Source organism: Corynebacterium sp. UBA4397 (assembly GCF_002390965.1).
Taxonomy (GTDB): domain Bacteria; phylum Actinomycetota; class Actinomycetes; order Mycobacteriales; family Mycobacteriaceae; genus Corynebacterium; species Corynebacterium flavescens.
The window spans coordinates 17,494-31,675 of record NZ_DGRD01000046.1 but is presented as its reverse complement, the minus strand read 5'-3'; the positions used below and the strand labels follow the sequence as shown (position 1 = coordinate 31,675).

Annotated in this window: 14 protein-coding genes and 2 tRNA genes; 9 read left to right on the top strand and 7 right to left on the bottom strand. The window is 60.0% G+C overall.

Features of this window, described 5'->3' with window-relative positions; translation table 11 throughout:
- Positions 1–188: 188 nt before the first annotated feature.
- The 4 genes from B2696_RS09935 to cmrA all read right to left on the bottom strand — a co-directional run bounded on the left by B2696_RS09935 (position 189) and on the right by cmrA (position 3,179).
- Positions 189–264, bottom strand: a tRNA-His gene (locus tag B2696_RS09935).
- A gap of 140 nt (positions 265–404) precedes the next feature.
- Positions 405–1,589 carry a benzoate/H(+) symporter BenE family transporter gene (locus B2696_RS09930; protein WP_286955193.1) on the bottom strand — a complete coding sequence of 395 codons (1,185 nt, stop codon included), beginning with the start codon at positions 1,587–1,589 and terminating at the stop codon, positions 405–407.
- An 86-nt stretch (positions 1,590–1,675) separates the two neighbouring features.
- Positions 1,676–2,314 (bottom strand): oligoribonuclease, encoded by a 639-nt coding sequence (gene orn, locus B2696_RS09925; RefSeq protein ID WP_286955192.1) that lies wholly within the window; start codon positions 2,312–2,314, stop codon positions 1,676–1,678.
- A 52-nt stretch (positions 2,315–2,366) separates the two neighbouring features.
- Positions 2,367–3,179, bottom strand: a complete 813-nt coding sequence (gene cmrA / locus B2696_RS09920) for a mycolate reductase (protein ID WP_286955191.1) — start codon at positions 3,177–3,179, stop codon at positions 2,367–2,369.
- Between the two features lie 142 nt (positions 3,180–3,321).
- On the opposite strand from cmrA, the gene B2696_RS09915 reads away from it, so the two are divergent.
- A complete protein-coding gene (locus tag B2696_RS09915; protein WP_075731281.1) occupies positions 3,322–3,516 on the top strand; it encodes a PspC domain-containing protein in 195 nt (64 codons plus the stop codon).
- 34 nt (positions 3,517–3,550) lie between these two features.
- Here the strand turns inward: B2696_RS09915 and B2696_RS09910 are convergent, their stop codons facing one another.
- Positions 3,551–4,231, bottom strand: coding sequence for a hypothetical protein (locus B2696_RS09910; protein ID WP_276622639.1), 681 nt, complete (start codon positions 4,229–4,231; stop codon positions 3,551–3,553).
- A gap of 51 nt (positions 4,232–4,282) precedes the next feature.
- Complete coding sequence (locus B2696_RS09905; protein WP_075730382.1) at positions 4,283–4,672, bottom strand: DUF1304 domain-containing protein; 390 nt, start codon at positions 4,670–4,672, stop codon at positions 4,283–4,285.
- Positions 4,673–4,793: 121 nt separating this feature from the next.
- Here B2696_RS09905 and B2696_RS09900 point away from each other — a divergent pair, with 121 nt between their 5' ends.
- Together B2696_RS09900 and B2696_RS09895 are read left to right on the top strand one after the other, a co-directional pair.
- The gene (locus tag B2696_RS09900) at positions 4,794–6,098 is read left to right on the top strand and encodes an MFS transporter (RefSeq protein WP_286955190.1); all 1,305 of its coding nucleotides are present in this window, start codon (positions 4,794–4,796) and stop codon (positions 6,096–6,098) included.
- Between the two features lie 6 nt (positions 6,099–6,104).
- Positions 6,105–6,824 carry a MerR family transcriptional regulator gene (locus B2696_RS09895; RefSeq protein ID WP_286955189.1) on the top strand — a complete coding sequence of 240 codons (720 nt, stop codon included), beginning with the start codon at positions 6,105–6,107 and terminating at the stop codon, positions 6,822–6,824.
- Positions 6,825–6,917: 93 nt separating this feature from the next.
- On the opposite strand, the gene B2696_RS09890 is transcribed toward B2696_RS09895, so the two are convergent.
- A tRNA-Arg gene (locus B2696_RS09890) sits at positions 6,918–6,991 on the bottom strand.
- Positions 6,992–7,148: 157 nt separating this feature from the next.
- On the opposite strand from B2696_RS09890, the gene B2696_RS09885 reads away from it, so the two are divergent.
- From B2696_RS09885 to ald, 6 genes are all read left to right on the top strand, one after another.
- Positions 7,149–9,191, top strand: coding sequence for a cytochrome c oxidase assembly protein (locus B2696_RS09885; protein ID WP_286955188.1), 2,043 nt, complete (start codon positions 7,149–7,151; stop codon positions 9,189–9,191).
- A 213-nt stretch (positions 9,192–9,404) separates the two neighbouring features.
- Complete coding sequence (locus tag B2696_RS09880) at positions 9,405–9,986, top strand: single-stranded DNA-binding protein (protein ID WP_075730379.1); 582 nt, start codon at positions 9,405–9,407, stop codon at positions 9,984–9,986.
- 119 nt (positions 9,987–10,105) lie between these two features.
- Complete coding sequence (gene ettA, locus B2696_RS09875) at positions 10,106–11,776, top strand: energy-dependent translational throttle protein EttA (RefSeq protein ID WP_075730378.1); 1,671 nt, start codon at positions 10,106–10,108, stop codon at positions 11,774–11,776.
- A gap of 27 nt (positions 11,777–11,803) precedes the next feature.
- A complete protein-coding gene (locus tag B2696_RS09870; protein WP_075730377.1) occupies positions 11,804–12,229 on the top strand; it encodes an acyl-CoA thioesterase in 426 nt (141 codons plus the stop codon).
- 74 nt (positions 12,230–12,303) lie between these two features.
- Positions 12,304–12,945 (top strand): hypothetical protein, encoded by a 642-nt coding sequence (locus B2696_RS09865; protein ID WP_075730376.1) that lies wholly within the window; start codon positions 12,304–12,306, stop codon positions 12,943–12,945.
- A gap of 143 nt (positions 12,946–13,088) precedes the next feature.
- Positions 13,089–14,180 carry an alanine dehydrogenase gene (gene ald, locus B2696_RS09860; protein WP_075730375.1) on the top strand — a complete coding sequence of 364 codons (1,092 nt, stop codon included), beginning with the start codon at positions 13,089–13,091 and terminating at the stop codon, positions 14,178–14,180.
- Positions 14,181–14,182 lie beyond the last annotated feature (2 nt).

Here is a 14,182-nt window from a genome sequence, read left to right as displayed (position 1 = left end):
TAGGAGTGATGCATTCACGACTCGAAAGTGCCTTAAGTTTTTGTTCAATGCGCGCAGTGAACAGGCCAAAACGACCAACACATTTTGAGCATTAGCCCGCATGAGCCAGTTTGTGCCCACAGCGTGCCCATAGGAAAGGCCAGGACACTTAAACCATTCGGAATAAGTGCCCTGACCTTGCATTTCTTTGGGGTGGCTGACGGGGCTCGAACCCGCGACAACCAGGATCACAACCTGGTGCTCTACCAGCTGAACTACAGCCACCATTGCTACTTCCGCTCGCGCTTTGCAGCACGTGCAATGTTAGTGCACGTGCTATGTTTTCTACAAAACTGCAGGTGAAGTGCATGATACGGGAGAGGGGGCATCGCCAAGCAATGCACAAGGTGGGGAGCAAGCCTACCTTAACGCCCGTGGCGCAACCGACGCGATTGCACGCGAGCGGAATAGTTGGCCGCCATTGTCATGATGACGCCTGTCACCAGCGCCCAGAAGGCGGAGCCAATCCCGGCGACGGTGATGCCTGAGGCGGCCACTAGAAAGGTGAGCACTGCCGGCAGGCGCAATGCGGCATCGGACCACGCTCCTTGCACTGCACCGCCGAAAGCGCCCAGGAGTGCGAGCCCGGCCACCGCAGCGATGAGTCCGGTGGGTGCTGCCCCGGCTAAGGCCACCACAGCGGCAGCCGCGCCGGCGAGGAGGAGATACGTTAAGCCGGATACGACGGCGTTTCGCCAGCGTTTATCCGCCGGAACGTTGGTCTCTGGGGCGGCGGCGAGAGCAGCGGAAATCGCTGCCAGGTTGATGGTGCTGGCGCCGAAAGGGGCGGCGGTGAGGCTGCCCAGCGCGGTGGAGCTAAGACAATCGCGCCAGGGGGGCTCGTAATCGTAGCTGCGCAGGACCGCGACGCCCGGCAGGTTCTGAGCGGCCATGGTGACCACGTAGAGAGGAAGGGCAATGCCTATTGCGGCCTGGACGCTGAAGGCCGGGGACGTCCACTCCAAAGTGGGAAGAAGTTCCGCAGCATCAATGCTAAAGCCCGAACGGGATAGGTGCACCGCGATGACGATGCCCGCGCCGACAAAGGCCAAAGGCACCGCCCACATCGGCAGGAATACGATGCTCAGCAGCCAAATAACAACGACAGGTGCCACGGCTGCCGGGGATTCGCTCAGACCGCTGATGGACTTGAGGCAGAGGGGAAAGAGGACACCGGCTAGCATCGCCTGCGCAACTGGGGTGGGGATGGCCGCAGTGAGCCTTCCGAGTGCCGGCCATAGTCCGGAGAGCAGGAGGAGCGCGGCGCAGAGGATGAAGGCGCCGATGGCTTCGTCGAAGCCCATGGCGGAGGCACCGGCGGTGGTCAACAAGGCTGCACCGGGTGTGGACCAAGCCGTGGTGGCGGGAATGCGGTGGCGAAGTGCGAGCCATAAGGTGGAAGCACCCACGACGATGCACAGCGCCACGAGGCCACTGGAGGCTTGGATTTCCGAAGCCCCGACCGCGCGCAGGCCGGTGAGTACCACGACGAAAGAGCTAGTAAAGCCAACTAGCGCGGTGATAATGCCCGCGGATACTGAATTGATCACAACTATGTTTCTACAGCAGCGGGAGCCGCCTGTGAGCAATTTAGTGCAGATTGTGCGACGCTAAGCGCGCAGGTGCGTCACCGGTTCTAGAGCAGCGCGCGGTAATCGGCCGTGGTTTGTTCCTGGAGCGCGGTGGCCTCGGCTGTGGAGGGGCCCTCATCGGTGCGGAAGACGCTTCGACGGTAGAAATCGAGCTCGCGGATGGACTCGATGATGTCCTGCAAGGCGCGGTGGGCCATGCCTTTTTCCGGCTGGTTGTAATAGGCGCGCGGGTACCAGCGGCGCGAGAGCTCCTTGATGGTGGAGACGTCGATCATGCGATAGTGCAGGGCCTTGTCCAGGCGCGGCATGTATGCGCGGATGAAGGTGCGATCGGTGGCGATGGAGTTGCCAGCTAGGGGAGCGGGGTGCTCGGGATCGCAGTGCTCTTCCACGAGGGCAAGGACGGCGTCCTCGGCTTCTGTGAGTGTGGTTGTCGAGGCCCGAATCTCTTTATCCAAGCCCGAGTGGGCGTGCATTTTCGTGACGAAGTCATCCATTTGTGCCAATTCTTCCTCGGAGGCATGCACGACCACGTCGATGCCTTCGCCGACGATATTGAGATTCGCATCCGTGATGATGGCGGCGACCTCGACGATGACGTGGCGCTGCGGATCCAGCCCGGTCATCTCCAGATCTATCCAGACGAGGCGGTCATTTTTGGGAGCGATGTCGGTGTTGTGCATGATGCTCACTCTAGCGCGCAGCCCGCCCCGCGCGGGGAACAGGCCGCTAACGCTAGCCCATCTTGGAATAGAACTTGCCCACCAGCGGCGCGATGAGCGGGGTGGGAAGGACCTGACTTAGCGTATTCATGGCCTTGGACAGTGGTCCGGGAACCACCCGGCGTTGATTGCGGGCCATCGCGTCGAGAGTCTCGGCGGAGCAAGATTGATAGGTAGTCCAGAAGAAGTCAGGGACGACCTTGTCAACGATGGTCTGATCCTCTGGGGCTATGACCGCCTCGCGCACAGGTCCAGGTGCCAGCAGCGTGCAGGTGACACCTGTTCCCTTAAGTTCGTAGTGCAGGGCCTCGGTGAAGGCATTGACGCCGGCCTTGGTGAAGACATAGGTGGCGTTGTTGGGGATAGGAATATTTCCGGCCGCCGAGCCAACGTTGCACACCGCGCCGCTGCGCCGTGGCAACATCTGCGTCAGCGCCGCATGGGTTAGGCGGTGGACGGAGCGGGCGTTGAGTTCGAACTGCTTGCTCTCATAGTCCCAATCTTGCTCCATGAAGGCACCGAAGCTGGCGATGCCTGCGGAGTTAATGAGGATGGAGATCTCCTTGTCCGCCATGAATTCGATGAGCTTGTCGACGTCGTCCGCATCCGAAAGGTCCACCGGATAGGCAATTGCTTGCACGCCGTGCCTGGACTCCAGCTGTGCTGCGATCTCCTCGAGCACCTCGCGGCGCCGGGCAACAAGAATGACGTTGTATCCCAGGACTGCCAAGTCGCGGGCCATGGCCTCGCCGATGCCCTGGCTGGCTCCGGTCACCAATGCATAGGAATTAGGGGTGGGGGCGGGCAGCCCAGGTTTTCTTGCCACGGCTTTAATCGTCCTTTCGACACTAGAGAAGATCTGCGTCAAGAGTAGACGAGTCCGCGACTTCAGGGTGAAAGTCAGGGTGATACCTGATGTTTACGGTGCGCTGGAAGGGTTGGATAGGAAGGGAAAGGAGATAAAGATAATGAACAATTTTGTGAACAATAGACTGCACCGTTCCCGCAGCGACCGCTATATCGCTGGGGTCTGCGGAGGCATAGCAGAGACCTACAATGTCGACGTCACCCTCGTACGCATCCTCTTCGCGCTCGCCGGCCTCACCGCCGGTTGGGGAGTTATCCTCTACCTCATCATGTGGTTCATCACCCCGGAGGCATAGCCGCAGAACTACCGCTGCAATACTGCGCTCGCAGTTATTGCAGCGGCCCCAGGTCCATGAACCCGCGCCAGGCATTCCACTCATCGTGGAGCCGGGCGCGGGCGCTTTCTGGCTTGGCGATGTCGCCTTTGAGCACCGCATCCGGCATCCGCACCCCATCATCGAAAAAGAGCGCCGCATGCCCCGCAGCCCCGTGGCGCAATACCGGAACCAGGTTGAGGCCATCGAAGGAAAGCTGCGCATTGGGCCTTACATCGAGGCCTGCAATCGCGGCCAGCGTGGGCGCCAAGTCGAGCGGGGAGACCAGCTCTGCGCTGCTGCCTTCTTCTGCTACGCCGGGCCAGTAGATAGACATCGCAGCCGGAGAATCGAGCAGGGAACACATCGCCACCACGCCGCCGAGGGTATGCAGCGTCCCAACTTCAGGTTGCTCCAGCAGGCGGAAGGTGCCGGCTGCGTCTGCGGACACAGCGGATTCTGGGGGCACCGTAGGCACTGCGGGCACTGTGGATACTGCAGACTCAGTGACCGTGAATCCCGCCGCCGCAAAAATCGAGGTGATGCGAGTCCACGCGCGGCGCTGCGGGTATTGCCCTGTGAGCACAGCGCGCCGGGCATCTGCATAATGTGGAGCTGGTGACCAAGCGTTGGTGAAAGAAACGCCGCGCAGCTCGCGCGGGGAGAGATGATCAAATGTCGCCAGCGTGAGTTCCATGGCTTCTAGCTTAGGCCTTTAATCCATCCTTGCCGGGATGGAGTGAAGTGCTTAGAGTGCAAGGCCGATCGCGAGCATGATGATTCCTAGCAGTGGAATGACGCCCTGCTTGAGCGCTGCGGAGGCCTTGTCTGGGCTCGAGAGCAAGAGCACCGTTGCCGCCGCAGCCATGCTGCCTGCGCCGCTGAAGACGAGTGCCGCGCCAACGGCGTGGTGACCCATGGAAAAAGCTGCGATGCCTACCGCGGTGATGATGGCCAGGAAAAGGTTGTAGAAGCCTTGGTTGAAGGCCAGTTCTTTTTGGGACTCGGCATCGTCAAGCGTGGCGACGCCGAAGATCCTGCGCGCACGAGGTGAAGTCCACGCGAGGGATTCGAGATAGAAAATGAAAACGTGGACGAGGGCCGCCACTGCTGTGAGAACGAGTCCGATGCTAATCATGAAATTATCTCCTCTAAGGGGGGAAGGTTGGACTTCTTAGCCTAGGTGATGACGGCGCAGATCCAGGAAGTCAGATCCTTGTCTTGACTATGCCGCTACGGCATAGTTTTGGATTGGTTTCATGAAGCAAAACACGATTGTTTATTTTATGGCTTATGGCCTATCCCTGCTGGGCAACGGGGTTGCCTCAGTGCTCTTTCCGCTCCTCGTCTTGGCAAAGACGGGGGACATCCTTGCTGCGGGAGTTATCGCCTCCGCAACGGCTGCCGTTTCGGCAGTGGTAGGAGTCCTGGCCGGGGTGGTGATAGATAGGGTTAATCGCAGGACTGTCTCTATAGTTAGTGACATTCTTTCTGCAGCGTCCATCGCAGCGCTGCCGCTCGTTGACCATCTCTGGGGGCTCAACCTCACGTGGTTCATCGTCCTCGGCACCATTGGTGCCTTCGGAGACATTCCGGGCATGACTGCGCGAGAAACCATGCTCCCGCGTTTAGTGGAGCTAGACGGCGGCGCGAAAGCCGGGAGGCTGGATAGACTCGTCGGGATCAGGGAAGCACTCGCCGCGGTGCTGATGCTCGTTGGACCAGGCGCGGGAGGGCTGTTGGTGGCACTGCTTGGAGTGAGCTCGGCTACCCTTCTCATCACAGCGACGACGAGCCTGGGTGCCGCGTTGGTTACCTTCGGAATCTCAGCCGCAGCCGGAGCGGTTAATCCGGAAGTTAGCAACGCAACGGAAAACAACAAGGTCAAGAAGGTTTTCGCTGACTTGTGGAGCGGATGGCGATTCTTGCTCTCCAACAGGCTGATACTGGGGGCGAGCATCTTGACCGCAGTGTTCGTTGCTGTGATTGCTGGGCTGCAGGCAACCGTCTTGCCCGCCTACTTCATTGCGCAGGGGCTTCCGGAGCTCAGCGGGTTCGCGGTGACAGGAATCGCGTTGGGCAGTCTGCTGGGGGCCAGCGTATATGCGGCGACGATTGCGCGTACTTCACCGCGCCGATGGTTCATCTTCGGCGCTATCGGCACGGGAATTGGCTTCGGGATTCTCGGGACTCTGGGAGCGCCCTGGTTGGTAATTGTTGCCGCAGTACTCATTGGAATTGCCAACTCGCCCATGTCAGCCGTCCTGGGGGTCGCCACGATTCGGGCTACACCAGACGCGATGCGTGGGCGCGTTCTCGGGGCGCAGAACGCGTTGATGCTGGCAGCGCCAGCCTTGACCGCGGCTCCAATCGCCGCGATTGCGCAGGCCTTTGGGCTCAATGCGGCAGGAGCCTGCATCGCCATCGCCGTGGCAATCACCACGGTGGCGGCCATCTTCACGCCGGCCTTCCGGGACTTGGATGCACACGCTGGCGGGCCTTCAGGTGGGCCTTCAGACGCACCTTCAGACACAATGGAAGCACCGAGGCAAGGGGAGAACTAGCAGGAGATGTGGAGCACAAGGCAGCTGGCAGAACTAGCGGGAGTCACCCACCGGGCGGTCCGCCACTGGCATGAGCAGGGGCTGCTTCCTGAGCCGACTAGGTTGTCCAATGGCTATAAGCAATACGACGCCGAGCACCTCGTCGTTGCGCTGCGCATAGCCAGGCTGGCCGCACTCGGGTTTAGCCTCGACAACATTGCGGAGATGCTCGAATCCGATGAGCATGCCCAGACTTCGCTGCGTCGATTGCGCTCCGAGTTAGATGAGCGGATCCTGGAACTTCGCAAGATGCGCCGCGATGTCGACGGACTCATCGCCAGCGGCGGATCGCCGGACCTTTCGCCGGAGGCGCGCGTGGCCTTGGGGGCGCTCGGTACAGACAAGGCTTCCCGGAATATCTCTATTTTATTGGCACGCCTCTTTTCCAAGGAGGACCTGCTTGGCTTCGCCGCGACGCTGCAGAACCCAGCCGCGGACATGGAGAGATTCAACCAGGCCTTGTTCGGCCTTCCAGCTGATGCCTCAGCAGATGAGATTGAGATTGTGTGCAGCGAGGGAGTCACGGCCATCGACCGCCTGCGCGCGGAGGTGGGGGAGGACCTTCCTAGCTTCGACACACAGGTGGGGGAAGAAGAAGGAGCGCGAGCGGTGCGCACGCTGATGGAAGCCTCAATGAATCCTGCCCAGAGGAAGGTGCTCGAAAGAATCTTGGAAGAGTTTGGGTAGAACTAGTTCTAGCTATGTGGGGTGTGCCCGCAAGGTGCCCAAAAGGCCACTTTCTGGAGGTATAAAACCCTCAAAAAGTGGCCTTGAACTGGGTGCCCCCAGCAGGGATCGAACCTGCGACACATGGGGTAGAAACCCACTGCTCTAATCCGCTGAGCTATGGAGGCATGCAGCCAATAATCATAGCCCATTGTCTGTGGAGCAACGAACCGGGGTTGGGCGTGGAGGCCAAGAAGCGGGCGTGGCACCCCAGGGCGGAAACCGTGGCTGGGTGGGGAAGTGCACGGTTTAGGAATGTCTGATGCGGGCGATACAATGCCTCACATGCACACCAAGGACAAAACCGCCCGTCAACAAGCCTTGAGTAAGGCTGGGGATAAGGCTCGAGGCTCGACGCTCATTAATGCCTGTGCTGCCGGTTTCGCTGGTCTCGTCGCCGGGTTTATCTCGCTATTTTTCTTGAGCGATTCACTCGCTGCACTGGGAATCCCGGATCCGGGCCGGCTGACCACTTTTGGGCTGCCCTTCTTCCGCGGTGTGAGCTGGGTGCTCATGGCGCTGGCTGTGGGCTCCTTTATGGCCTCGGCTTTCTTCATCGCGCCGCGTATCCCGGGCAAGGACAACAGTAGGTTGATAGAGGCTTCGTTAAGCGTGGACGGGCATGTCGCGGCCCGGACGGGCTCTTTTGCCGCCTTGGGCGTGAGCGTGGTGGCGCTGCTCGAGGTGCCGCTGGTGATGTCGGATCTGACGGGAACGCCTTTCCTGCGCGTGCTGAACCCGGAGCTGATGTCCATTGCCTTCGGCCAGATCGCTACGGCGCAGGTATGGCTTGTCACCGCGGTGATTAGTTTCTTCGTCGGTGTGGGGGGCCTTTTCGCGCGTGGTTGGGCGGCCCAACCGCTGCTCTTCTTCTTCGCCTTGATGCAGGTGGTCCCGTTGGGGATGGAGGGGCACTCTGCTTCCGGCGGCGACCATGACTTTGGCACCAACTCCTTGCTGTGGCACCTCGTATTCATCATGCTGTGGGTGGGCGGCCTCATGGGGCTTATCGCGCACTCGCGCCGCCTCGGGCCCGGGCTGGCTGTGGCGGTGCGGCGGTATTCGGCCGTGGCATTTATTTCCATCATTGCTCTGGCAATCTCCGGCGTTATCAATGCCCTCATCCGCATTGAACCCAGTGATCTCTTGAGCACCCGCTACGGGCTCATCATTGTTGCCAAGACCGTCCTGACCTGCGTCCTGGCGCTGGTGGGGCTGGTTCATAGGCAGGCTACTATTCCCCAGCTGGGTCAGCGGCCGCAGCTTTTTAGAAGGGTCGCAGTAGTCGAGCTGGTCATCATGGCCGCCACTATCGGCGTGGCGATAACCATGGGCCGCACCCCGCCACCGCCGCCGCGTGATCCCAACCTGAACTCCATGCAGCTTCTGCTGGGCTATGAACTTACGCAGCCGCCCACCATGAGTGACGTGTGGACGATGTTCCGCTTCGACCTCATGTTTGGCACCATCGGGCTTTTGGCTGCGGCGGGTTATGGCTATGCGCTGCTGCGCCTGCATCGTCGCGGTATGAAATGGTCGAATGCGCGAACCGCATGGTTCATGTCCGGGGCGGCCATCCTCGTCATCGTCATGTCGAATGGAATCGGCATGTACATCCCGGCACTCTATTCCATGCACATGCTCGGCCACATGATCCTTTCCATGCTCGTCCCGCCTTTCCTGGTGCTCGGCGCGCCGTTGACGCTGGTCATGCAGGCGTGGGGTCCGGGGGTTCCCGGCCAGCCCAATGTGCATGATCTGGCGGTTGCGCTGACTAAGTCGAGGATCTTGAGGTTCATCACCAATCCCTTCATCAACCTCGTCCAGTTTCTCTTCTTCTTCTACGTCATCTACCTTTTCGCCGATCTATATCAGTTCGCCATCTCCGAGCACGCCGGGCATGTGGTCATGAACTTCATCTTCCTTGTCTCCGGATATCTGTACTTTTGGGAGGTCATCGGGCCTGATCCGCTGCCCAGCCGCGGTCCGTCGAGCCTGAGGCTCGGGCTGATTTTCCTGTCCATGCCGCTGCACCTCTTCGCAGGTGTCTATCTCATGCAAATGCAGATCATCTTGGGCCAGGATTTCTACAGCTCGTTGAATCTGCCGTGGCATCCTGATCTCCTCCAAGATCAACGCGTCGGCGGAGGTATTGCGTGGGGCTTTGGGCAGTTCCCGCTGTTGATTGTCTTTGGCAAGCTCTTTGTTGAGTGGCTGCGTGATGATCGCGCCACCGCCGTGCGCCATGACGCCCAGGCTGATGATGATGGGGATGCAGATCTCGCTGACTATAATGCGATGCTCGCCCAGCTTAACGACGATCGCTAGTACCTCACCCACTCCTGTGGATAGGTGGCTTCTGCCGCCCGGTGTTTGTTGACACCTACAACGAGTTATCCACAGGTGGGCAGTTCAGGCATGGAGGTGGGCTCGCGGCGGCGGTGATGATGGCCTAAGCAAGGGCGGCGGGACGGCAGACGAGCCAGCAGGTTCCGCGTCCGTGCTAGTACAGGCCGAGCCATCAACCAGAACAGGAATCTCATGTCACAATTGCCCATCACCATCACAGGACACCTCACCCACGAGCCGGAGCTGACGAAGGTCTCCGCCGATATGTTTAAAACCCGCCTGCGCGTGGCATCGTCGCGCCGCGTGCCCAACCGCGAGCATCAGGAAGATAGCAGCCAGCCGGAATGGCGCGACATCGACCTGGTGTTCATTGACGTTGAGATGTGGGGACAATTCGCCATCAATGTGAAGAAGTCCCTGCACAAGGGGATGCCCATCATCGCGGTTGGCTCCATCGTCACTGATCAGTGGCAGGACAAGGAGGGCGTTCCTCGCAGCCGCACCTTCATCAAGGCTTTCTACGTGGGCCTTGACCTCAACCGCTATGTTATTGCAGCGAAGAAGCTGGCGGTGGTCTATAACCAGGAAAACATCCCGGAGCTGAGCCAAGGTGAGGAACCAGTAGTTCCGGATATTGATCGCACGCGCGTACTGCCGGTTGTGGCGGAGCAGGGCTTGGACGACGATGCCCACGATACGGCTGCAGATCGCCGCCAAGCGGAAAAAGCCCCAGAAACCCAGGAAGAAAGTGAAAACGAGCCGGTGAGCGCCTAAGATTCAGGCGGAAATGTCGCGCGTATGGGCAGGTGTCAGGCTTGGGGGCACTTGTCCATTTCATCTAATGTACTCTTTGAGTTGTTCAAAACCTGTCCCAAGTAACGCAAAGGGGAAACATGGGCGAGTTCATCTACACGATGAAAAACGTGCGCAAGGCTATCGGCGATAAGCTCATCCTCGATAATGTCTCGATGTCTTTCTACCCGGGCGCCAAGATTGGCGTCGTGGGTCCGAATGGCGCTGGTAAATCTTCCATTCTCAAGATCATGGCCGGCCTAGACCAGCCCTCCAACGGCGAGGCTTTCCTCGATCCGGGGGCTACGGTCGGCATTCTGCTGCAGGAACCTCCTCTCAACGAGGAAAAGAATGTGCGGGAGAACGTCGAAGAGGGCCTCGGAGACATCTTTGAGAAGAAGCAGCGCTTCGAGGCTATCGCCGAGGAAATGGCGACCAACTACACAGACGAGCTCATGGAAGAAATGGGCAAGCTCCAAGAAGAGCTCGACGCGGCTGATGCCTGGGAGGTCGATTCCAAGATCGAGCAGGCCATGGAGGCCTTGCGCTGTCCGCCTTCGGATGAGTCCGTCACCAACCTTTCCGGAGGTGAACGGCGCCGAGTAGCACTGGCTAAGCTGCTGCTTTCGGAGCCCGACCTCCTCCTCCTCGACGAGCCCACCAACCACCTTGACGCAGAGTCCGTGCAGTGGTTGGAAAAGCACCTCGAGAACTATCCCGGTGCCGTCTTGGCCGTCACGCACGATCGCTACTTCCTCGATCACGTCGCCGGATGGATCTGTGAGGTCGATCGCGGCAAGCTCTATCCCTACGAGGGCAACTACTCCACCTACCTGGAGAAGAAGCAGGAGCGTCTGCAGGTAGCGGGCAAGAAGGACGCCAAGCTACGCAAGCGCCTCAAGGAAGAGCTGGACTGGGTGCGCTCTGGCGCTAAGGCTCGCCAGGCCAAGAACAAGGCGCGTTTGGAGCGCTACGAGGAGATGGCGGCTGAGGCCGAGAAGTACAAGAAGCTTGATTTTGAGGAAATCCAGATTCCTACTCCTCCACGCCTGGGCAACAAGGTCGTTGACGTCAAGAACCTCACCAAGGGCTTTGACGGTCGCGTCTTGATCAAGGACCTTTCTTTCACGCTGCCGCGCAATGGCATCGTGGGTGTTATCGGCCCGAACGGCGTCGGCAAGTCCACCTTGTTCAAGACCATCGTTGGTATTGAGCAGCCGGATTCCGGAACAGTGGAAGTCGGCGATACCGTCAAGCTGTCCTACGTGGACCAGAACCGCGAGAACATCGATCCGGATGCCACCGTCTGGGAAGTTGTTTCCGGCGGTCTGGACTACATCCACGTTGGCCAGAATGAGATGCCCTCGCGTGCCTACCTCTCTGCCTTTGGCTTCAAGGGGCCGGACCAGCAGAAGCCTTCGAAGGTGCTCTCGGGCGGTGAGCGCAACCGCCTGAACCTCGCCCTGACGCTGAAGGAGGGTGGAAACCTCTTGCTGCTCGATGAGCCGACCAATGACCTCGACGTGGAAACACTCGGTTCCTTGGAGAATGCGCTGGAGAAGTTCCCTGGTTGCGCTGTCGTGATTTCCCACGACCGCTGGTTCCTCGACCGCACCTGTACCCACATCCTGGCGTGGGAGGGCAATGTGGCTGAAGGGCAGTGGTTCTGGTTCGAAGGAAACTTCGGCGACTACGAGAAGAACAAGGTCGAGCGCCTTGGAGAAGACGCGGCACGCCCGTCGCGCGTAACACACCGCAAGCTGACCCGATAAGTCTTTTAAAAGGGGGAACTAGAAAACATGACATCGCAGGTTATACATACCCATAAGGTCGAGGTTCGCTGGTCGGACTTCGACATGTACGGACACATGATGAACGCCAACTTCGTGGAGGTGGCACAGGAGGCTCGTCTCGCCTTCGCCCGTGAGCACATCTTTGGGCAAGGCCTGAACTTCATCGCTTTCGTGCGCCACCTTGACATCAACTATCTCTTGCCCGTCAAGTGGGACAACGAGGCAGCCATCACGGTGGAGAGCTCAGTATCCCGCGTCGGGACCACCTCCTACGTGACCCACCAGGTGGTAAAGGACCACAAGGGCAACATCGCCTGCGTTGTGGATTGCACTCAGGTAGCAATCGATCCGCAGACGCAGGCCCCGCGTCCCCTCACCGATGAGGAGAAGAACACCCTGCTCAAGACACCTTCTGAGGCAGTGGCATCCTAGCAGCGATTTAATCCCCGCCTGGGGGTTTGCTCAGCGCAGGCGGGGCGGAGAGTTAAGGAAGTGACGGGAAGTTCATGGTCAATGACACGCTGACCCTACTCGGTGGCGGAGACGGACTGCGAGCTTTCCTCGCCCGGGTTGTGGGTCTCGAGCCCACCGCCACTGTTCGCCTGCGTCAGCTCGGCGCCGATGCGATCGACGTCTTTGCCACCACTCCCTTCGAGGTGGTTGCTGCCCGGCGTGCCCGCGGCCGAGTCTCGCGAGATGGGGCAGTGGTCTCCGCCCAAACGCTTTACGCGGGGCTGGTGGATAGTGATTCCCGTGGGGGAGAGATCGACCTCGGCCCAGCTCAGGACTTTGCGTGGCCTGGCGCGCTGCCGCCGGCGGAGGGCTTCGTCTTACTCGATACTTTGCCGGTAACGGTAGCGCGCGACCTTTCAGACCAAGGCCGGCAGCTTGCCCGGCAGTTCTCTGGACCGCTGGGTCCTCCGACCAGCCTCCTTAACCAGCCAGTGATTGAGGTAGAGGGGGCGGGGCAAACAGTCGAGATCCCCATGCGCATGGTGTTCGCCTGCACAAACTTAGGCCTCATTCCGGGGTTCTCCGCCCCGCAGGACGTTCCGCGCCATCTGCGTGTCGCCGGACTCGGACGGTGGGTGCGCCTGGACGCCCCCTTCGGCAGCGTGTATCACTCCACGCGCCTATCTCTGTTTTAGGCAGGCTGAGAGCGCAGGCATTAAGTCCTGAATTTCTCGCAGAAACTCAGCGAAAGAACGCATTGGGTGTGGCACACTTTCTTCTCAGGAGGAAGAGTCCTCCTTAGTGTGCTTCTGCCTATCGTGAGAGAAGGAAATAATCCATGCGTATCGCAGTCCCTGCGGAAATTATGAACAATGAAAACCGCGTTGCGTTGACCCCTACCGCAGTAGCCACCCTAGTCAAGGATGGCCATGAGGTTTTGGTTCAAACCGGTGCTGGTGCTGGGGCCTCATTCCCAGATACAGAGTATGAAAACGCCGGTGCCCGGATTGTAGAGTCGGCCGCGGAAACCTGGCAGCAGGCTGAGCTCGTAGTCAAGGTCAAGGAACCACTCCCGGTGGAGTATGGTTTCCTGCGCCCTGACCTACTCTTGTTTACCTACCTCCACCTCGCCGCAGACCGCGCTTTGACTGAGGCGCTCATCGCGGCCGGTACTACTGCCATTGCCTACGAAACCGTGACTGATCGGCTCGGCACGCTTCCCTTGCTCACCCCGATGTCTCAGGTGGCAGGCCGCTTGGCAGTCATCGAGGGTGCACACCACCTGCTTTCGACCGAGGGCGGGCGCGGCCTTTTGCTCTCGGGTGTGCCAGGTACACAGCCGGCGCGCGTCGTCGTCGTTGGCGGCGGCCAGGTCGGCGCCTCTGCAGTTGCCATGGCGCACGGACTGCGCGCCGAGGTCTCCATCTTGGACCTTGATCCGCACGTACTGCAGCGCTTTGATGATCAGTACCAAGGCGCAGTTCGCACCCTCGTGTCCGATCCCGCCACGCTGGAGACAGAGCTCCTAGAAGCCGATCTCGTCATCGGCGCGGTCCTCATCCCAGGCGCAGCCGCCCCCAAGTTGGTCCGAGAGGACACGGTCAAGCGCATGAAGGCCGGCGCCGTGCTTGTCGACGTCGCTATTGACCAAGGCGGCTGCTTCGAGAACTCGCGCAAGACCTCGCATGACGATCCGGTATTCAAGGTATTCGATACGAACTTCTACTGCGTGGCCAATATGCCGGGTGCGGTGGCCAATACTTCCGCTCGCGCGCTGAATTCGGCCACGCTGCCCTATATCCGGGCCGTCGCCGCACAAGGCATTGACGGCGCAGTCGATCGCTTCCCAGGCCTGGCCAACGGCATCATGACCCGTGAAGGCCAGCTGCTTTCCGAGCCCGTCCGCGCCGCCCTAGGAATCAGCGGTTAAGC

Coding starts and splice junctions, on each gene's coding strand:
- orn (WP_286955192.1), bottom strand. CDS start 2,314: ATGCACAACACCGACATCGCTCCCAAAAATGACCGCCTCGTCTGGATA.
- B2696_RS09915 (WP_075731281.1), top strand. CDS start 3,322: ATGAACAATTTTGTGAACAATAGACTGCACCGTTCCCGCAGCGACCGC.
- B2696_RS09910 (WP_276622639.1), bottom strand. CDS start 4,231: ATGGAACTCACGCTGGCGACATTTGATCATCTCTCCCCGCGCGAGCTG.
- B2696_RS09905 (WP_075730382.1), bottom strand. CDS start 4,672: ATGATTAGCATCGGACTCGTTCTCACAGCAGTGGCGGCCCTCGTCCAC.
- B2696_RS09900 (WP_286955190.1), top strand. CDS start 4,794: ATGAAGCAAAACACGATTGTTTATTTTATGGCTTATGGCCTATCCCTG.
- B2696_RS09895 (WP_286955189.1), top strand. CDS start 6,105: ATGTGGAGCACAAGGCAGCTGGCAGAACTAGCGGGAGTCACCCACCGG.
- B2696_RS09885 (WP_286955188.1), top strand. CDS start 7,149: ATGCACACCAAGGACAAAACCGCCCGTCAACAAGCCTTGAGTAAGGCT.
- B2696_RS09880 (WP_075730379.1), top strand. CDS start 9,405: ATGTCACAATTGCCCATCACCATCACAGGACACCTCACCCACGAGCCG.
- ettA (WP_075730378.1), top strand. CDS start 10,106: ATGGGCGAGTTCATCTACACGATGAAAAACGTGCGCAAGGCTATCGGC.
- B2696_RS09870 (WP_075730377.1), top strand. CDS start 11,804: ATGACATCGCAGGTTATACATACCCATAAGGTCGAGGTTCGCTGGTCG.
- B2696_RS09865 (WP_075730376.1), top strand. CDS start 12,304: ATGGTCAATGACACGCTGACCCTACTCGGTGGCGGAGACGGACTGCGA.
- ald (WP_075730375.1), top strand. CDS start 13,089: ATGCGTATCGCAGTCCCTGCGGAAATTATGAACAATGAAAACCGCGTT.